Below are 20430 nucleotides of genomic sequence, written 5' to 3'. Positions count from 1 at the left end.
CCGCTTTCGCGAAAGCGTACTAACAATAAAACAACTAGCTTAAAGCATACAGCTTAGAGCCAAAAGCCAAATTATGAGCGACGATAAAAAGATCATTTTTTCAATGCAGGGCGTTTCAAAAACGTTTCCTGGAGCACAGACACCTGTACTTAAAAAGATATACCTAAGCTTTTTTTATGGAGCAAAAATAGGAATCTTAGGTCTTAACGGTTCTGGTAAATCTACCTTGATGAAAATCATCGCAGGATTAGATACAAACTTTCAAGGAGATGTAACTTCAGACAAAGAATTTTCTGTAGGGTATCTTGAGCAAGAGCCTAAGCTAGATCCAGAAAAAACGGTTCTTGAGATTGTAAAAGAAGGAGCTGCCGAAACGGTTGCTATTCTTGATGAGTACAATAAAATCAATGATTCATTTGGTCTAGAAGAAGTATACTCAGATGCAGATAAGATGGATAAGCTTATGGCACGCCAGGCAGTTTTACAAGATGAGATAGATGCTCGCGGTGCCTGGGAGCTAGATACAAAACTAGAGATCGCGATGGATGCACTACGCACCCCACCGGCAGATCAAAAAGTGGGTGTACTCTCTGGAGGAGAAAAGCGTCGTGTGGCTTTATGTAGATTATTATTACAAGAGCCAGATGTGTTATTACTAGATGAGCCTACTAACCACCTTGACGCAGAGTCTGTACACTGGTTAGAGCACCACCTTGCACAATATAAAGGAACGGTAATAGCCGTAACACACGACCGTTACTTCCTTGATAACGTAGCAGGATGGATATTAGAGCTGGATAGAGGAGAGGGAATCCCTTGGAAAGGAAATTACTCTTCTTGGCTAGACCAGAAGTCTAAGCGTATGGCGCAAGAGAGTAAGACCGCTTCAAAAAGGCAAAAAACATTAGAGCGAGAGCTAGAGTGGGTACGTCAAGGAGCAAAAGGTCGCCAGACTAAACAAAAAGCTCGTTTACAGAACTATGACAAGATGATGAGTCAAGATCAAAAGCAAGTAGATGAGAAGCTTGAGATTTATATCCCTAATGGGCCACGTCTTGGTACTAATGTTATTGAGGCATCTGGAGTGAGTAAAGCCTTTGGCGATAAGTTACTCTATGAAAACCTTAACTTTAACCTGCCGCAGGCTGGTATCGTAGGTATTATAGGTCCTAACGGAGCTGGTAAGACTACTATCTTTAAAATGATTATGGGTGAAGAGGCTCCAGATAAAGGAACCTTTAACGTAGGAGAGACTGCTCAAATCGCATATGTAGACCAGAGTCACAGCAATATAGACCCCGAGAAAACTATCTGGCAAAACTTCTCAGACGAGCAAGAGCTTGTAATGATGGGAGGTAAGGAAGTAAACTCTAGGGCATACCTAAGTAGATTTAACTTCTCAGGTAGTGAGCAAAATAAGAAAGTAGCAACACTATCTGGTGGTGAGCGCAACCGTTTACACCTTGCGATGACTTTAAGAGAGGAAGGAAATGTACTATTACTGGATGAGCCTACAAACGACCTTGATGTAAACACACTAAGAGCCCTAGAAGAAGGACTAGAGAACTTTGCAGGCTGTGCCGTAGTGATTAGTCACGACCGCTGGTTCTTAGATCGTATATGTACTCACATTCTTGCTTTTGAGGGAGATAGTCAAGTGTATTTCTTTGAAGGTAGCTTCTCAGAATATGAGGCTAATAAGAAAAAGAGATTAGGTGGTGATTTAATGCCTAAGCGTATTAAATACAAGAAGTTAGTAAGGTAAGTAATTACATACAATGAGAAACGCCCCATACATAACTGTATGGGGCGTTTTTATTTTAAGTGTTAATTGTAAAATACCGCTACATAAAGAAAAATAGCATAGCACATAAGGCGAGTATAATAACAGATACAATAAGTATTGACTTATTAATTAGGATCAGTTTGTTATTAAATTCAATGCGTATCATCTTGATAGTTTTATGGTTTCACTTTATAGATACTAAAATATGTAAAAGGTTGCGTCTAAGTAATTTAAAAATTTTTGAACACTACATTTTACGATTAATTCCTTTACAGCGATAAAATTATGTAGTTTATCTGATGTGAAATCACAAAATATATTATTCAATCATTAACACCCGGTTGTTTTAGTGTGAAGTTTTCTTCCTTTTTTGCCTTATCTACTTGGCTTTTTACATCTCTCAAAAGTTCTTTTGCATCATAGATTATCCCGTCTTTTATGGTGTACTTAACTCCACCTACGCGCACTACTTCATTATCATCTGTTAGTTTTATAGCGCCTGTTCCATAAAGTACTTTGAGATTTTGTAATGGGTTTTCTTCTACAATGACAAAGTCTGCAAGTTTATTTACTTCTACAGAGCCCACTTGGTCGTCCATATTAAGCAATTCTGCGCCATTGAGGGTTGCCGCTCTTATCACTTCCAGAGGATGAAAACCTGCTTCCCTAAGTAGCTCTAACTCTCTAGGGTATGCAAATCCATACAACTGAAAAATAAAGCCAGAATCTGTACCTACAGTTACACGACCACCTCTGTTTTTATATTCATTTACAAAAGCCATCCACATACGGTAGTTGTTTTTCCAGTGTACTTCTTCTTCTGTGCCCCAGAAGTGCCAGTAGCTACCGTGTGAGATTTTACTAGGTTGATAAAATCTCCATAAGGAAGGAAGGGTGTAGTCTTCGTGCCACTCGGCTCTTCTCGCTCTCATCAAATCCCTACTGGCTTCATAAATATTAAAGGTAGGATCTAGTGTGAAATCTAGCGTGATAAGCTCTTCCATCACTGCATTCCATCTTTCAGACCCTGGCTTAGCCGCTTGTGCCCATAGGCGTCCTGCCTCGCCAAAACGGTGTTGCTCATTATTATAATTATAGTCAAGCGGATAGTTTTGTACCGTCGTGTTTTCAAACAGTGCTTCTGGTAGTCCGTACCAGTGCTCCATAGACGTAAGTCCAGCTCGTGCGCTGTTAAGTACATTCCAGCGTGCGACGCTCATTTGAGCGTGGTGCATAGATGAGGTAAGTCCGAGTTTCTTGTTTTCTTCAAGAGCTGCTTGCATAACCTCTGGTGGAGCGCCAAAAAACTTAATTCCGTCTGAACCATTTTTGCTATTATTTTGAACCCACTCTCTTGCTTGTTGTGCAGTAGTTATAGTCTCTTTACTACCTTGGCCAAAGCCTGTATGCGAGATGATACGTGGAGCAATGATGCTATTGCGTGCAGATTTTTTCTTGAGATCTAGGGTAAAGTCTCTTCCTCTTCCAGAAACCTCACGTACGGTCGTAACGCCGTGCGCCATCCATAATTTAAAAACATAATCTGGATCTGCTCCTTGAGCTTCTCCGCCTATATGCACGTGACAGTCTACAAACCCTGGTAAAAGGTACATTCCATTTGCATCTAGCTCTTTTCCGCCTGCACGTAGTTTTGGCCGTTTTGCCTCATTAATCGCTACACCTGGATATCCTACTACTTTAATTTCGGTGATTTTATTTCCTTCTACTACGATATCTACAGGGCTTATGGGTGGTGCTCCATTACCATTTATGAGCGTTACGCCACGTATGATGAGCTGATTAAAAGGACCTTCTTGTAGGGGTGATTGCGCTTTCGCGAAAGCGGAAAAAAACAACACTCCGCATATAAATGTGATAATAGATTTATACATATCTAGTTTATTAAACTCCCGAAGAAGATTGCGTTAAGAAAGAGTTTATTGGTACCGTACCAGCTTCCTCTAAAGTTAGGATTATCTGCAAAAAGGACTACACGACCTCTACCTTGCGGAGAAACGATCAGTGAGGCACTCTTTTTCATAAAGTCATTTAAGTTTTTATCAGATATAAATCCGTCTATATGAGGTGTGTCTGTGTATTGTGCAACGGTATTATACTCACTTTTTGAAGGTTGTAACCACACGTTATTGTTCTTATAAACAGGTAGTGTATTATATCTGTAGCCAAAAGCGAGTGGGTGTGTTAAGTCTAGATCTACCTCAAAAATGGCTCCACCTAGACGCTCCTTACCACGGTTAGGACCTTTGTTTACATAAGGTTTGCGCTCTTCGGTCTTTGTGGAGTCTTCTTTCTTATCTTTTGTGAGTTTACCCGTAGCAATTTTTGATTTTATAGACCAGCTACTCGCAGTTCCCGAAGTAATAAGAGTATTGCCTTGAGCAATCCAAGCTTTCAAGTTTTTTTGCTGTCTATCTGATATGGCGTTGTAGTTACCAGACACCATCACTAGCGTGTTGTACTTACTTAAATCTACACGGTTAAAGTTGCTCATCATCACTTTTGTGATAGGCATATGCACACGTGTGTCAAGCAAGTGCCATACTTCTCCAGCCTCATAAGAGCTAGTACCGTTACCTATAACCATAAGTGCTTTAGGAGCGTCTATTTTTTGAAAGTTGCGGCTTCCTAAATCAATTCCTTTTATGCTAAAGCCAGTATTTGCCGCATAAATAGGGACTTGATATTTTTGTTGTGCAGCTGCTAGTATGTCATATACTTCATCTTCGGTCTCATCTTGACGACTTACTGGTAGCATAAGTGTACCATAATTAAAATCCCTTATACCACTTGTAGTATTTGCTGTAAATGGTTTAAAAGCGGTGGCAAGCACGAGTCCTTCTTTTTGTAGGTAATTAAGTAGTGCTGGTGCATTATAATCATCATAATCTATAAGGTAGGCATAGCTTGTTTTTGTAAGTGGCGCTACGCGTACTAAATTATCTGTTGTGGTGATCTCTTTTCCTAAACTCGGGGTGCTGTTTAAACCTTTATAACGCATATTGTAAAAGTTACCTACAGACCACGCGCTGGCATCATAGTATACACTATCACGGTAGCTACTATAAGTTTCAAAAAATGATTGTACCATTCTTTTTTGAGCTTGGTTAGTAGGTACTACATAACGACCATCACCTTTATCATATAGTTTAATACGATGCTTTAAGAGTTTATCTATAAAAGCCTTTGTTCTATTTGCATCATAAGGATCACCAAACTCGTATGCGGCTGCTTGATCTGTTTTTCCCTTCTTAAAGGCGCTTTTAAAGAACTCTTGTTGATACTCGCGTAGTCTAGCTTTATTCTCTACAGCAGCCTTCACGGTAGCCATTCCAGATGTAAACTGGTTTCTTATTGTAAATGGAAAACTAATGGTACCAAAATCTGTGTCTTGTAAATGACCACGGCTACTTGCTTGCTCAAAAAGTAAGGCGAGCGCTCCTTGTAAATCTGGATATGAAGATCCGTAGCCTGGGTAGGTGCCGTCAAAGGCTTCTTTTGTAAAATAAAAACTCCCTATCTCATCTAGCGCGCTAGAAAAGTATGGCGCAAAAAGGTTGTTGAGCTCCTCATAATTTTCCTTAGGCATAATAGGGTCTTTACTTCCTATAGGCAGCATAGGCTCAAAGAAGTGTGTACTATTTGTACCCATCTCGTGAAAATCTGTAACCACGTTAGGATACCAGTCGTGATACCAGTCTAGTTTACCACGGCTCTCTGGGTTAATAGCGAGTAACCAGTCTCTGTTGAGGTCAAACCAGTAGTGATTTGTCCTTCCGCGTGGCCACATCTCTGTATGCTCTGCGTCTATATTATCAGAGACTAGTGGTGAGCCTTTATAACTATTTGCCCACTGTGTGTGGCGATCGCGACCATCTGGGTTTATGGTAGGGTCTAAAAAGATAACACTGTTTTTACGGTAGTTTACAATATCTGGATGCTGTGATGCTACTAGTGTGTATGCGGTAAGCAATGCCGCCTCAGAACTTGATGGTTCATTACCGTGCACATTATACCCTAGTTGTATAAAAACGGGAACTTCATTATAATTAGTCACATTTTGCTTTGTGTCTACAAAGGCGAGATGCTGTTTTTTAATGGCCGGTAAGTTTGCAAGGTTTTCTGCAGTAGATATGGTGAGCATAACAAGCTTTCGGCTTTCGTGTGACTTGCCGTATTGTGCTATTGTAGCCTGGTTTGATACCTCTGCTAGTTCTTGCAAGTACGCTACAATCTGGTCGTGACGGGTATGTTGCTCGCCTATGTCGTACCCCAGAAACTCTGCAGGTGATGGGATGGCGGAGTCAAAAGGAGCATACTTGCCTGTAAAATAATCTTGTGCGTGTAGTTGTGGTGATAACGCTTTCGCGAAAGCGTAAAAAACCACAGTCAGTAATAGAATCTTATATTTCATTTGGATTGATTTGTACCACTAAAAATACGGAAATAATTATTGTACAATCATCTTAAAAGAACGTTTAGAATGTGCTACCTTTATTTTGTGCACGGTTTTTGATACCTGCAATATTCATTTTATACTGTATGCGCAATTTTTATTTTTTACTCCTTATTACATCTATCACTTTTGGGCAATCTGCCATTACGCCTGGTATGGTGCACCCCAAGGTGAAGCAAGACCCTACTTCTGATAAAACATATGCGATATATCTACCTAGAGATTATGATGCACAGAGCACATATCCTGTAGTGTTTGTTTTTGATGAGAAAGGAAGGGGAGATCTCATTACACAACAGTTTTCTATAGGTGCCGCGCTCACTAGTAGTATTGTTATAGGAGCAAATTATGAGCTAGATAGCACGATAAAGCCGGCACTAAAACAGATGGAGGAGTTGATAAACCGCTCTTATGATGAGTATGCTATAGATCGTGACAAGATAATTCTTGCGGGTTTTGGGGATGCAAGTTTAGTGACGAGTACCAGCGCGCAGTTGTCTAATAGTACTTATGGTCTTATTGCGGTAGGAGATGCATTTTTAGACAAGAAGCTTCTTAGTAAAAACCCAAAACTTAAGGTGTCTATACTCTCACCAGATGAGGGTAAGCAGTTTTATAAGCTACGTGCTTATGGTACAGGGTATAGCTTAGATAAATTTATAAAGGGTTATCACGTGTATGATGGAGGCGACTTACCAGAATCTGGTTACCTGGCGACAGCGCTTACAGATATTCTAATAGACGAGGACTTAAAAGAAGAGCGCGTGCAGCAATTTTATGATACAGATATGGCCTTTGCAGATTTATTGTACAAGAAGCAAAAGCACGTTTATGCGTATAACTTTGTGACAGCGCTTAAGGATAAGTACAAGAAGATCCTTGATATAGACAGCCAGAAAGAACTCGCAAAGGAGATACGTTTTAATAAAGCTTTTCGCGCTAAGCGTGATAGGAGTACTGTAATTACGTATGGTGAAGGTCTGCTGGCAGAAGATTTTAAGTATTACCTAGCAGAAGACACGCAAAAGGCATTTTTTGATAACCTAGGCTGGTGGAGTTACCAGATGGATGAGCTAGATGTAAAAATAGATAGTACTGCAAGCAGTAAACAAGAGCGTAAGGCGGCTATACGTCTCAAAGGATTTGTACAAAACACTGTAGAGCAGCAATATGAGATTGTAAAGGCACAAAATAGCACCCCAGAAAAATTACTTTTTGTAAATATTTTACGCACACTGGTAAACCCGTCTAACCAAGATGCTTTTATACAAGTTATTGGACTTAGTGCTCGCGAGGGAGATATTAATGCTTCTCTTTTTTATCTAGAAGAATTATTAAAATCTGGATATACAAATTATGAAAATCTATATGCCATCCCTTACACAACAGCTTTACGCATAGGCCCTGAGTGGAATGAGATTATAAAAGATTACCTAGGTAAGTCTAAGTATTACTAATGCTTTGAGCTTTTTTTATAGCTTCTTTTATGGCATCAGTACGGTCTGTTACTACAAAAAACTCTGAGCTTTTATTTTTAGTTTTAATGTGAAGAGCCTCACCCACACGTGTATTAAACAGTGTGCCGTGAGGTGTAAATCTATAGCCTATTCCCCAGAGCAATGTTGTCTTTACTATTTGAGCGGTCTCAAGGTCTAATTGGTTTACAGGGAGTTTTCTTTTTACCAGACCCACTCCAAAACTCAAAATCGCATTCCTTTCTGTGATAATTATATCTAGCTTATAAAACAATATAGTTATTACAATAAATAATAGGGACGTCGCTATGTAAATAGAGCTTCCGCTAGATGCTTCTTTACTAAAAAATGCAGATACACCCACGAGTAAAGTAGTTATTATAATAATGAGCGATCGAAAGTATTGTGTCTCTTTATATAGGATGTTTTTCATAACTTTTCTTGTAATGATATGATGCAAATTAATGTAATATGTTACAGATGATTTTTTTTGTGATTATATTTTTGCCTCATAATCAGAAGGTTAACGTTGTGATTGTCATATATTCAGTTTGGCGCGATTATTGGCTGTTCATTACTATGTTGACAACTAAGTAGTAGAAGCTCAACATCACTCTTAACTATTATTACATTTATAGTAAGAGTAATTTTTAAAATGTCGCCTATGGATTTTAGCCAAGAAGGAAATAGTGTATCGCTCACTCGTTTTGAGTCTATGTTAAAGACGAATGATGTTCTTTTTTTTGACGCAGAGGAGTTTGAGAATATTGCAAATTACTATATCGAGAGTGGTAAAATTGCGCTTGCGCGAAAAGCTGTTAAGCTTGGTCTAGAGCAGCATCCCACATCGTCAAATCTTAGACTTTTTAAAGCAGAGCTTTTCATCTTTGAAAATAAATTTGAAAAAGCCGAACAAATACTAACAGAGCTACACGAGCTAGAACCACATAATGAAGAAGTTTTTATCCAGAAGGCAAATATTTATAGCAAGCAGGATGATCACAAAAAGGCGATTTACTTACTAGAGCAGGCTATAGATCTTACTAATGATCCTGCAGATGTTTATAACCTCATAGGGATGGAATATCTTTTTATAGAAGATTTTCAGAATGCTAAGCTTAGTTTTATGAAGTGTCTAGAGGTAGACGATCAAGATTATAGTGCGCTTTATAATGTAATTTATTGTTTTGATTTTTTGGAGCAGCACACAGAGGCTATAGATTACCTCAATATGTTTTTAAACAATAATCCTTATTGTGAAGTAGCGTGGCATCAAGTGGGTAAACAATATTTTGGACTTAAGGAGTATGAAAAAGCTCTTTCTGCCTATGATTTTGCCATCATAAGTGATGACCGTTTTGTAGGAGCTTACCTTGAGAAAGGTAAAGTGCTAGAAAAATTAGGGCGTTATAATGAGGCATTAGAAAATTACCAGATTACACTAGAGCTTGAAGATCCCACGTCTTTTGCATTACTTCGTATGGGTAAATGCTATGATAAGTTAGGAAGTGATGAACTTGCTATAAAGCATTTTGAGCGTTGTGTGCACGAAGATCCTTTACTAGATAATGGGTGGATTGCCATTACAGATTTCTATAAAAAACGTCTTAACTTTCAAAAGGCATTATATTATATAAACAAAGCGATTAATATAGATAGCGATAACGTACTTTACTGGAAACGTTATGCAAAAATTAATCACAGGCTTAAGTTTTATGAAGAGGCAGAAGAAGGGTATCGCCGTACGCTAGAACTGGGTAATTATGAACTTGATACCTGGTTAAACAGAGCAGATATACTTATACAGCTAGGTGAACATAATGCTGCAGTTATTAATTTAACGCAGGCTATGGAGTTTTATCCAGAAAATGCCGAGGTAGCTTTTAGACTGGCAGGTCTTAACTATATGCAAGGAAGTGATATACAAGGACGCTACTTTTTGAAAAATGGTCTAAAACTAGATGCCGAATTTTCTATAATTATAGATGAACTTTTTCCTTATGTGGCGGCAAAGAAGGAAGTGCGTGAGTTAATTGAGAAACACTCAAACTAGCAAATTCTAAAATTTTGTTTAAAAATAGGTGCATAAAGTGAAAGCTAGTATTTTAGCTTAGACTTTAAAAATAATCCTATGCCCAAAACTTCACTCGCTTACGTATTTGTTATCTTAAAAGGAATGGCGATGGGAGCAGCAGATGTAGTTCCTGGGGTATCTGGAGGTACCATTGCATTTATATCTGGTATCTATCAAGAACTTATAGAAACAATAGATAAACTAGACTTTGGAATTTTTAAAGTTTGGAAAAAAGAAGGGATAAAAGCTGCAATAACTCAATACAATCTTAAATTTTTAGGAAGTTTATTTTTAGGAGTAGCCATAAGTATACTCTCACTTGCTAGGGTTATATCTTACCTTTTAGAATCGTACCCTATACTAGTCTGGTCTTTTTTCTTTGGTCTTGTACTTGCAAGTATTGTTTATATAGGAAAACAAATTACAAAATGGAATGTGGCTACTATTATTGCCCTCATAGCAGGTGTTGCAGTAGCATATTTTATCACAATAGCCGTACCTACAGAAGCGCCTAACGCGTGGTGGTTTTATTTTGTTTCTGGATGTATTGCTATTATCGCAATGATTTTACCAGGAGTTTCTGGTTCATTTATACTCGTATTACTGGGTTCTTATGGGATGGTGCTAGGCACAATTACAGATGCGCAAGACGCATTACTTACCAGAGACTGGGCCCTGCTAAGAAGTGCTATCTGGAAAATTATACTTTTCGGTTTAGGCTGCATTGTGGGTCTCAAACTCTTTTCAAAAATTCTTAAATGGATGTTTGAGCATAAAAAAGAAATTACACTTGCCGTACTTACTGGTTTTATGATAGGGTCTCTTAATAAAATATGGCCTTGGAAAAAAGTGTTATCTACACGTATAGATAGGCACGGAGATGAGGTTGCAGTAGAGGCAAAAAGTATACTCCCGTCCAGCTTTGATGGAGATCCGCAGGTGCTATATGCAGTGATATTTGCTATTGTTGGATTTGCATTAATCTTATTGCTGGAAAGAGCAGCAGGTAAAAAGAAGGTATATGCAGACTGAGACTAGATCGCTTTCTGATAAGCTCTGGCTCGTTCTTAAAGGTCTTGCTATGGGTGCTGCAAATAAAGTTCCGGGAGTATCTGGAGGTGTCGTAGCCTATGTAGCTGGGTTTTATGAAGAGTTTATATACTCGCTTCAAAAGGTAAATGGAAAAGCCTTGCGACTACTTTTTGGAGGGCGTTTTCGTAGTTTCTGGCAATACATAAATGGACGATTTTTAGGGCTTCTTATTTTAGGGATGCTCATAAGTTATTTTAGTGTTTCACTATTACTAGATCTCGCTATAAGAAATTACCCCTTGTTAGTATGGAGCGCTTTCTTTGGTATGATAATAGGCTCTATATATTATATAGGTAAAGATTTTGAAGAGTGGACTAATCGAAATATTGTAATGCTTATTTCGGGGGTTATTTTTGGTGTAGCCATAAGTCTTATGGAGCCCGCACAAGAAAATGATAATCTTCTCTTTGTATTTATTTGTGGTATTATAGGTGTTTCTGGGATGACATTACCAGGCCTCTCTGGTTCCTTTATACTTATCTTATTAGGTAATTATGTACTACTGCTTGTAGATTCTGTAAACGCATTATTTGTAACGATTACAAAAACATTTTCTGGAGACTTTTCTTTTATAGATGACCCTATACATATGCGACTCCTTACAGTGCTTGCTGTTTTTGCCTTAGGCTCACTTACAGGGCTAGTGACGATATCGCACTTCTTAACTTTTTTATTAAAAAAGTTTAAATGGGCTACTAACGCTGCTATACTTGGGTTCATAATAGGTTCGCTAGGTGTTGTATGGCCTTGGAAAACAGAAGTCTTTGAGCGCGATCTATCGGGAGAGATTGCACTAGATATAAACGGAACCCCAATTTTAGATAATTACGATCGTTATTTACCCACAGCTTTTAATATAGAAAATGTGCTTGCTATATTTTTTATACTTGCTGGTATCTTTATGATTGTTGCACTAGGTAAATATGGAGAGAGAACAAGACAAGGTAAATAAATATGGCCTTTTTGGTAAGGATATAGGATATTCATTTTCTAGAGGATACTTTAAGGAAAAGTTTGATAGGCTTCAAATTAATGCACAATATGTAAATTTTGATGTGCCAGATGCAAAGGCTTTACACGAGGTACTCCTAGTGCAATCTGCAATAGGTTACAATGTTACTATTCCTTACAAGCAGGATATTATTCCATTTTTAAATAGGCTTGACACACACGCTGCTGCTATAGGTGCTGTAAATACCGTAAAGACAGAAGATGATGGCACACTTACGGGGTATAATACAGATTATATAGGTTTTAGAGATTCATTATTAGAACGTTTTGGTGAGAGTCATTTTTGTGATTTTGACGAGACAGTTCTTTCAGCATCTTCTTATAAATGTTTGATTTTAGGAACAGGAGGTGCCTCAAAGGCTGTTCATTATGCAATGCAACAGCTGGGGGTAGACTGCACTTTTGTTTCGCGAAAGCGTTCTAATAACTCATTACAATATGAAGATCTTAATGAGCAAATTATAAAGGACCACACTTTTATAGTCAATACTACACCTGTAGGAACTTTTCCCGAGGTTGAGATGGCGCCAGCGATACCGTATCAATATATAGGTGATTCTCATATAGCTTTTGATCTTATTTATAATCCTGAGCAATCTACTTTTCTTACAAAAGCATTGCAGCAAGGTGCTCAAATTATAAACGGATTTAGAATGTTAGAATTGCAAGCAGAGGCCTCTTGGAGCATCTGGAATAGCTAGCTCTAGATTATTGTCCTATGTGCGCACTAAATAGTATATTTACTTCTTATAAAATAGAACCCTAACATTGAAAGATATGTCTGAAGAGAAGAAACCTCAAGACCCAAAAGTAGAAGAACATCTAGAAGAAACAGCGCCAGCAACAGATCGCACTATGAATGATGAAATAGAAGCACTGGCTGCAGAAGCAAATGCTACAGAACTTCCAGATGACGCTGAGGTAGCATCTGAGATTGATGCAGAAGAAGTTGCTTCTCCAGATCAGGCTGCTGCAACACCAGAAACTACAGAAGTGGCACCGGCTGCTCCAGTGGTAAAAGAAATCCCTAAAAAAGACTATGCAACTCTTACAAAAGAAGAGCTTATAGAGGAGTTACAATCGCTTATTAAAAGTGAGAAAGTAACCGCTATAAAGGAGCACGTAGAGGAGATAAGTACAGTTATAAATGCTCAGTTTGATAAAGAGCAAGAAGAGGCTAAGGCTGCTTTTCTAGAGGAAGGTGGTAACATTATAGATTTTAGATACTTCTCGCCACTTAAAAAGGCATATAATGAGGTATACTATGAGTATAGAAACAAGCGCCAAGAGTTTTATGAGCGTAAGCGTAAAGATCAAAATGCAAACCTTGCAGAGCGACAATCTCTTATTGATGAAGTAAAAGCATTGCGCAATGAGCTAGGTGGGGCTGAGAGTGTAAACACGACATTTAATAAATTTAAAGAAATACAAGAGCGCTGGAATAATGCTGGTAACATACCGAGAGATCGTTATAACCTTGTGTGGAATGACTACTATTTTCACGTAGATGCGTTTTATGAACTGCTGCACCTTAACCGTGACTTTAGAGATAAACACTTTAAAGAAAACCTAGATAAAAAGCTACTTCTTATAGAAAGAGCAGAGGAGCTTGGAGCAGAGCCTAACATTAATAAGGCTTTTAAAGAACTACAACTCCTACACCGTATGTGGAAGGAGGAAATAGGTCCTGTAGCACGTGAGCACAGTGATGCTATCTGGGATAAATTTAGCGCTGCTACAAAAAAAATACACGATGCTCGTGATGAAAAGCAAAAGGAGATAGAGCTCGTATGGGTGAAGAATCTTGAGACTAAAAATGATATCATAGCGCAAATTAATGAAGTAGCACAAGATGATATTAAATCTCACAGGAGCGTACAAGACAAGATTAAAAAAGTAGAAGCACTACGTGAGCAATTCTTTAAGGCAGGTAAAGTCCCAAAAGAAAATAATGAAGACACCTGGGCAGCTTTTAAAGCAGCTACAAAGCTTTTTAACCAGAAAAAGAATGGCTTCTATAAATCTCAAAAACAAGAGCAGTACGATAACCTTGCAAAAAAGCAAGAGCTTGTAAAAATAGCCGAAGAACACAAAGATAGCGATGATATAAAAGGAACGCTAGATGTGATGAAGCGCATACAGGCAGACTGGAAAAAGGTAGGTCACGTACCACGTAAAGAAAGCGATAAGGTATGGAAGCAGTTTAAAGATGCTTGTAATCACTTTTTTGACCGTCTTAAAGATTCTAAAAAGCAGGCAAGTGCTGGCGAGCAAGAAAACTTTGATAAAAAACAAGCCTTAATGAATACCGTTAAGGAAACAAAGATGACGGGTGAGCGCACTGCAGACCTTGCGACTATTAAAGAATTTATAGACCAGTGGAAAGGTATAGGTCGTGTTCCTTATTCAAAAAAGAATATAGATCAAGACTTTAATAAAGTACTAGACGGCCTCTTTAAACAACTTGATATAGACAAGAAAGAAGCAGAGCTCATTAAGTATGAAAACCGTGTGCAAATTATGGCAGGTGGAGCAGATGACCGCGCTATAGAAAAGGAACGTTTCTTCATTAGAAAGAAAATAGATGAGACTAAAGCAGAGATTAACCAGCTAGAGAACAATCTAGGTTTCTTCCAGCACGTGGCAGACGATAACCCGATGGTAGTAGAGGTGCATAAAAACATTGCACGTCATAAAGAAGAACTTAATGTATGGACTTCAAAACTACGTAAGATAAAAACCTTAGTAGCTCAAAATCAAAAAGCCGAAGAGGAGGCAGCTGCTGCTCAAGAAGCCGCAGAAAATGCTCAAAATGAGACTTCTGAAGATAATTCTGAAGCATAATTGTAACAATTACCCTCGTGCTTCGTCTTTATAGTATCAATCAATAAAAACAGATATTATGAAAACGCAAGCAAAAACAGCAACAGCACGAGATCCTAGACAGGGAAGAAACACCATTTTGGGGATATATGTAGTCCTCTCAACATTTTTCATTTCTGCCTACACACTGGTACAGTATTTCTCAATGTAGAGCAAATCAGACAAACTAAAAAAACACAGCCTTCATCAAGCTGTGTTTTTTTTTTTACGCTTTCGCGAAAGCGTAATACTCCTTAATATATTAAAACACAAAATCCGTTTCTTAATAAGAAACGGATTTTGCTCTTTCATAGCAGATTTTTTTATCTGTCACGCATATAAGGGCGAAAGACATAATAAAAGTCGCTTAGAAAGAGAAGACCTTACAAAAATGTATATTTGAGTATAAAATTATTTTAAAGATGCGCAAACTCTTAGTGTTACTCGTATTAATTACCGTCTCTGTAAGCTGTGATGGACAGAAGAAAAACAAAGCTACTACCGAGCAGGTGACTAATTATTACTTCATTCGTCACGCCGAAAAAGTGCTAAGTGATCCGTCTAATAGTAATCCAGATCTCACTCCAGAAGGAGAGGCACGAGCAGAGCGCTGGAAAGATTTTTTTACAGATAAGGATATAGATGCTGTTTACTCTACAAACTATTTACGCACTATGCGCACGGCAGAGCCTACGGCAAAGGCAAATAGCCTAGCTATAAAAAAATATGATCCCAGAGCTTTAAACGACGGAGCTTTTAAACTTGCGACGACGGGACTTAATGTTGTGGTAGTAGGCCACAGTAATACAACACCAAACTTTGCAAATGCTGTATACGGTGAGCCAGACGCGTTTAAAGAAATAGACGAGTCTGAGTATTTTCATCTCTACCACGTGCAGCTTGCGGGAGAAGGTAAAGACCTGGTTAAGAAAAAAGAAGCGCTTGTTATAGACTAGCAAGCAGAACAACTAGATACCTCCACATCCTCTAGTTCAATAATGCTAAGTAAATCAAGATTATTGTTTTCATAAAGTGCATCTAGTGTTTGCAATGGTGGATACTGCTCTTCTGGCTTGTAATTGCGATAATCTACAAAGCGTATGCCGCTTATAATGCGTTCATTGTAAGCCTCTCTAAAACGTGTTCCACCTTCTGCGGTTTGGTAATTATATGCAAGATAGTCTACCGTGTAGCGGTTTTTGTGAATCCAGTACATATACTCATCTTGAAAATCTTCACCACCACCTTCTTGGGCAAAAGTCACCTTGATGCGGTAGTAAGGCTCTCCTTTTACAACGCTTTCATCTACAAGTGATTTACGCACCGCTGGGTCATTAAGACCATAAGGTAATACAGAAAAGTAGTGTACAGAATTTACACTATTTGCATAGCGATTTTTCATACTATCTGGAAGGGTTGTAGGTGCGTTTTCGCGAAAGCGTACAAATTCCCCATTATTTTTTATAACATCCTGTTGTACTTGACAAGCAGCATCTGTGCAACGTTCTAATGTTCTCAATCCGTCTTTTCTAGTAGCTCTATAGTAATACTTTCTAAATTTAAAATGTATGCTAGAGTTTGCAATTACCTCGCCACCAGACGCGGCGATGGCCTTATCTACAATCTCTTGTGCAGTAGGCGCTGGCGTTGTACAACTTATAGCAAGTAGTAATAAAAAAGCGATATAAAATAATCTGTGCATAGTGCTAATTATATGGAGGATATAGTCGAGGAATAATGGATGTGCTTACATTTATATGAAAGGGATGCAAAAATACAATCCATAATTTTAAAAGTGCTCAAGACGGGCTGTGCATTAGTATTTTTTAAGAGCGTAAATGAGTATTAATCGTGTAACATTGTATCTTTGTAAGAATGTCAAATACTGTAAACATAAAGAACAGAAAAGCTCGTTTTGAATACGAGATACTTGATAGGCTCGTTGCAGGTATTGTACTTGCTGGTACAGAGATTAAGGCTATAAGAGAGGGTAAAGCCTCTATAGCCGAAAGTTTTTGTGAGTTTAATGATCAAGGGGAGATGTTTGTAATTAATATGACCGTACAAGAGTACTCACACGCTACTTACTTTAATCATAACCCTAAGAGTGAGCGCAAGTTACTTCTTAACAAGCGCGAACTCAAAAAATGGGAGCGTGAGGTTAATAAATCTGGTCTTACTATTGTACCCTTAAGACTTTTTACAAATGAGAAGGGTTTTGCAAAACTCGAGATTGCACTAGCTAAGGGTAAGAAAACGTACGACAAGCGCGAGACAATTAAAGATCGTGACAACAAGAAAAATCTTGATAGAATTAAAAAGGCATTTAATAATTAACGACCACAGTTAAGAGTTTAACAATTTGTTGGGCAGCTCTTTATAAATTTCTAGCTTTTTTTGAGTTAGAAATATTCTTATGGTCATTAGACTTTTTGTTCTCTTTTTATGCTGTGCTCAGGTATGCCTTGCCCAGTTCCCACTATCTACCCAAGGAGAGGTAAAAATAGGCGACTTTAAACTAGAAGGCGCACACGTAAATAATCTTAACTCGCAACAAAGTATTACTACAGATAGTGATGGTCGTTTTGTAATGGCTGTAAATAAAGGTGACGTATTACTTGTTACTCACTTAAGTGCCAGAGATCAATATGTTGTAATATTTGAAGAGCTGGCATCACATCCATTTTTAAATATAACACTTAAAGAAAAAGAGAACACCCTTGATGAAGTCGTTTTAAATAGTAGTGATAAAATCACAGTTCAAAGCGTGGGGATTATACAAGAAGAGCGCCCCATCCCCACCACAAATGAGCGTAGGCTACAAACAGCTGGTGATTTTAAACCAGTTCATCTACTTGGTCTTTTAGGGGGGAGTCTCCAGCTGGATCCTATTATAAATGCTATAAGCGGTCGTACCAAACGACTCAAAAAATATGTGGCTATAGATAAAGAAATAGCAGCTTATGACCTTATGATGGAAAAATATGCACAGTTTTTGAGAGAACGTTTTGAGCTTACAGAAGATGAGCTTAAACAGTTTATAAATTACCTGGTAGACCTACCAGAGTTTCAAAGTAAAGCGCATCAAGAAAATGAGTTGCAGGTACAGCTTTGGCTCTGTGAGCAGTATCTTAGGCTTGTAAAAGAGTAAACATTTCATCAAATCAAAAATCAGCATATGCGTACACATTACTTTATCATTTTTCTGACACTGTTGTCATCAACCCTCACAGCCCAAATTACAGGTGTTGTGACAAGCCAAAATGGAGAGCAACTCCCATTTGTAAACGTATACATAGAAAACTCAAATAGAGGAACTACTACAAATGGTGATGGGGCTTACGAGCTCCTTCTAGAAAGAGAAGATCAAGGTAAGGAGATGGTCGTGGTTTTTCAATTTTTAGGTTTTGAGACCATCACACGTATGGTAGAGATAGGGTCGCCACAAGTAGTCTTAGACATTGTAATGACAGAGGCAACAACCTCTCTAGATGAAGTTATAGTTGAGGCAGGTGTAAACCCTGCCGATAGAATAATACGTGCAACCATAGCAAACCGAAAGAAGAATCTTGACGTCATAGGAGAGTATACTGCAAAGTTTTACTCTCGTGGGCTATGGCAAGTACAAGATGCTCCAGATAAAATACTAGGGCAAGAAGTAGGCGACCTGGGTGGTGGTCTAGATTCCACACGTACTGGTATTATCTATCTTAGTGAGACTATATCAGATATAAAATACCAGCGTCCAGATAACTTTAGTGAGGTTATTGTGGCAAGTAAAGTAAGTGGTGATGACAATGGTTTTAGCTTTAATACGGCTAGTGATGCAAATTTTTCTTTTTATGAAAATACATTAAATCTCAATGCTCAGATCGTATCACCCATCGCTTCAAATGCGTTTGCTTATTACAAATACACCCTAGAAGGTACCTTTTATGAAAACAACCAGCTCATAAATAAGGTAACTGTAACACCTAGACGTGTTAATGACCGTGTGTTTACAGGCACAATTTATATAGTAGAAGATAGCTGGCAATTGTACGGTGTAGATTTACATACAGATGGTGCCGCCATACAAGTGCCTTTTATAGAATCTCTTAATTTTAAACAGAATTTTAAATATGAGGATGAGCTTAAGCAGTGGGTAAAAATCTCTCAGGTCATAGATTTTAGTTTTGGATTTTTAGGGCTTAAAGGCGACGGAAGATTTACAGCAGCTTACTCAGATTATAATTTTAACCCAAAATTTGGCAAAGGCTCTTTTTCGGCAGAGATCTTGTCTTTTTCTCAAAATGCAAATAAAAAAGACAGTACCTTCTGGGATCAAAAACGCCCAGTACCACTCACACTGTTAGAGCAGGAAGATTATGTAAAAAAGGATAGCATACAGGTCATTAGAAAATCAAATAAGTACCTAGATAGTATAGATGCACGTGGTAACCGTTTTAAGATAACCTCACCTATTTTCGGGTATGATTATACAGACACATATAATAGATGGAGAGTGGGAGTTTCTTCACCTTTACAGGCTATTCAATACAATACCGTACAGGGCTGGAATGGTAGCCTGCAAGCCAGTTATTCAAACTGGAGCGATGATGATTATACAAAGACTTTTTACGCTTTCGCGAAAGCGAACTACGGATTTTCTGAAGACCAACTACGTTATACCTTAGGAGTCACAAGGCGTTTTAATAGAACAAATAGGGCAGTGGTAAGCCTTACAGGAGGTGTAGATCTACAACAGTTCAATAATGCCGAACCTATACGTCCTATATTTAATACTGCATACTCACTCCTTAGAGAAAAGAATTTTGCTAAGTATTATGAAAAAGAATTTGCACAAATAGGCTACGGGCAAGAGCTCGTTAATGGTTTACGAGTAAATGCAATTCTAGCTTATGAGAAACGTAACCCCGTTTTTAATACGACAGACCAAACATTTTTTCCTAGTGATGATCGCGAGTTTACCAGCAATAATCCTCTAGCTCCATCAAGTAACGGGAGCGCTGCAATCACAACACATCGCATAGGGAAGTTTTTTACAAGTGCAACGATAAACTTTGGGCAAAAATATTATAGTTACCCTAGCGGAAAGTTTAATGTACAGTCTGAAAGATATCCAGCTATAACGCTAGTATATGAGAAAGGCTTTGGAGCCTCGGTAGCCGATTATAATTTTGATCAATTACGCATTGTTGCTCAGCAAGAGTTTAATGTGGGTAATAAAGGTAGGTTATCATATGATTTGCGTGCAGGGACATTTTTGGGCACTGGAGATGAGATAAGCTTTGTAGATAGGCAGCATTTTAATGGTAATGAGACCGTGCTCTTTGAGCCTGGTGCTATAAATAGGTTTAATGTCTTGCCTTATTATGAGCGCAGTACAAATACCGGTTACTTTGAGGCACACGCAGAGCATAATTTTAAAGGTTGGATTCTAGGTAAAATACCAGGTATTAATAAACTCAATTTTAACCTTGTAGCCGGCGCACACCTTTTAAGTACTCAAGACCAAAGACTGTATCGTGAGTTTAATGTAGGTCTGAGCAATGTAGGCTGGGGTAAGTTTAGATTACTGCGTGTAGACTACGTTTATGGACAAGGTGCACTAGGAGGAAATAAGGGTGCTTTTCTTATAGGCTTGAGTCTATAA

General features: G+C 38.3%; 16 protein-coding genes. 12 read left to right on the top strand and 4 right to left on the bottom strand.

What is annotated here, in order from left to right; genetic code table 11:
• Positions 1–73 precede the first annotated feature (73 nt).
• A complete protein-coding gene (gene ettA / locus MED134_RS04285) occupies positions 74–1765 on the top strand; it encodes an energy-dependent translational throttle protein EttA (protein ID WP_021778593.1) in 1692 nt (563 codons plus the stop codon).
• 344 nt (positions 1766–2109) lie between these two features.
• Here the strand turns inward: ettA and MED134_RS04280 are convergent, their stop codons facing one another.
• The gene (locus MED134_RS04280; RefSeq protein ID WP_021778594.1) at positions 2110–3678 is read right to left on the bottom strand and encodes an amidohydrolase family protein; all 1569 of its coding nucleotides are present in this window, start codon (positions 3676–3678) and stop codon (positions 2110–2112) included.
• 2 nt (positions 3679–3680) lie between these two features.
• Complete coding sequence (locus MED134_RS04275; RefSeq protein ID WP_021778595.1) at positions 3681–6218, bottom strand: M14 family zinc carboxypeptidase; 2538 nt, start codon at positions 6216–6218, stop codon at positions 3681–3683.
• Between the two features lie 128 nt (positions 6219–6346).
• Between MED134_RS04275 and MED134_RS04270 the strand changes: the two genes are divergently transcribed.
• Positions 6347–7717: a hypothetical protein gene (locus MED134_RS04270; RefSeq protein ID WP_021778596.1), complete on the top strand. Its 1371-nt coding sequence runs from the start codon at positions 6347–6349 to the stop codon at positions 7715–7717.
• Here MED134_RS04270 and MED134_RS04265 read toward each other — a convergent pair.
• Positions 7704–8168, bottom strand: a complete 465-nt coding sequence (locus tag MED134_RS04265) for a hypothetical protein (protein WP_021778597.1) — start codon at positions 8166–8168, stop codon at positions 7704–7706. The genes MED134_RS04270 and MED134_RS04265 overlap by 14 nt on opposite strands.
• Positions 8169–8399: 231 nt before the next feature.
• Here MED134_RS04265 and MED134_RS04260 point away from each other — a divergent pair, with 231 nt between their 5' ends.
• The 7 genes from MED134_RS04260 (at position 8400) to MED134_RS04235 (ending at position 15730) form a co-directional block, all read left to right on the top strand.
• Positions 8400–9788, top strand: a complete 1389-nt coding sequence (locus MED134_RS04260) for a tetratricopeptide repeat protein (RefSeq protein WP_038597085.1) — start codon at positions 8400–8402, stop codon at positions 9786–9788.
• A gap of 78 nt (positions 9789–9866) precedes the next feature.
• Positions 9867–10841, top strand: coding sequence for a DUF368 domain-containing protein (locus MED134_RS04255; RefSeq protein WP_021778599.1), 975 nt, complete (start codon positions 9867–9869; stop codon positions 10839–10841).
• Positions 10831–11853 (top strand): DUF368 domain-containing protein, encoded by a 1023-nt coding sequence (locus tag MED134_RS04250; RefSeq protein ID WP_021778600.1) that lies wholly within the window; start codon positions 10831–10833, stop codon positions 11851–11853. Before MED134_RS04255 ends, MED134_RS04250 begins: the two co-directional genes overlap by 11 nt.
• Entirely contained in the window at positions 11825–12613 is a 789-nt protein-coding gene (locus MED134_RS04245; protein ID WP_021778601.1) for a shikimate dehydrogenase family protein, read from the top strand. Before MED134_RS04250 ends, MED134_RS04245 begins: the two co-directional genes overlap by 29 nt.
• A gap of 76 nt (positions 12614–12689) precedes the next feature.
• The gene (locus MED134_RS04240; protein WP_021778602.1) at positions 12690–14756 is read left to right on the top strand and encodes a DUF349 domain-containing protein; all 2067 of its coding nucleotides are present in this window, start codon (positions 12690–12692) and stop codon (positions 14754–14756) included.
• Positions 14757–14814: 58 nt separating this feature from the next.
• Positions 14815–14946, top strand: coding sequence for a hypothetical protein (locus tag MED134_RS15425; RefSeq protein WP_262485472.1), 132 nt, complete (start codon positions 14815–14817; stop codon positions 14944–14946).
• A 250-nt stretch (positions 14947–15196) separates the two neighbouring features.
• The gene (locus tag MED134_RS04235) at positions 15197–15730 is read left to right on the top strand and encodes a SixA phosphatase family protein (RefSeq protein ID WP_021778603.1); all 534 of its coding nucleotides are present in this window, start codon (positions 15197–15199) and stop codon (positions 15728–15730) included.
• Here MED134_RS04235 and MED134_RS04230 read toward each other — a convergent pair.
• Positions 15727–16476: a DUF6503 family protein gene (locus MED134_RS04230; protein WP_021778604.1), complete on the bottom strand. Its 750-nt coding sequence runs from the start codon at positions 16474–16476 to the stop codon at positions 15727–15729. The two genes, MED134_RS04235 and MED134_RS04230, sit on opposite strands and share 4 nt — an antisense overlap.
• A 173-nt stretch (positions 16477–16649) precedes the next feature.
• On the opposite strand from MED134_RS04230, the gene smpB reads away from it, so the two are divergent.
• The 3 genes from smpB (at position 16650) to MED134_RS04215 (ending at position 20430) form a co-directional block, all read left to right on the top strand.
• Positions 16650–17111, top strand: a complete 462-nt coding sequence (gene smpB, locus MED134_RS04225; protein ID WP_021778605.1) for an SsrA-binding protein SmpB — start codon at positions 16650–16652, stop codon at positions 17109–17111.
• A 79-nt stretch (positions 17112–17190) separates the two neighbouring features.
• The gene (locus MED134_RS04220; protein ID WP_021778606.1) at positions 17191–17925 is read left to right on the top strand and encodes a hypothetical protein; all 735 of its coding nucleotides are present in this window, start codon (positions 17191–17193) and stop codon (positions 17923–17925) included.
• A gap of 27 nt (positions 17926–17952) precedes the next feature.
• A complete protein-coding gene (locus MED134_RS04215) occupies positions 17953–20430 on the top strand; it encodes a DUF5686 and carboxypeptidase regulatory-like domain-containing protein (RefSeq protein WP_021778607.1) in 2478 nt (825 codons plus the stop codon).

The organism is Dokdonia sp. MED134 (genome assembly GCF_000152925.2).
In the GTDB taxonomy this organism is placed as follows: domain Bacteria; phylum Bacteroidota; class Bacteroidia; order Flavobacteriales; family Flavobacteriaceae; genus Dokdonia.
This window is presented reverse-complemented; position numbering and strand designations above follow the sequence as displayed.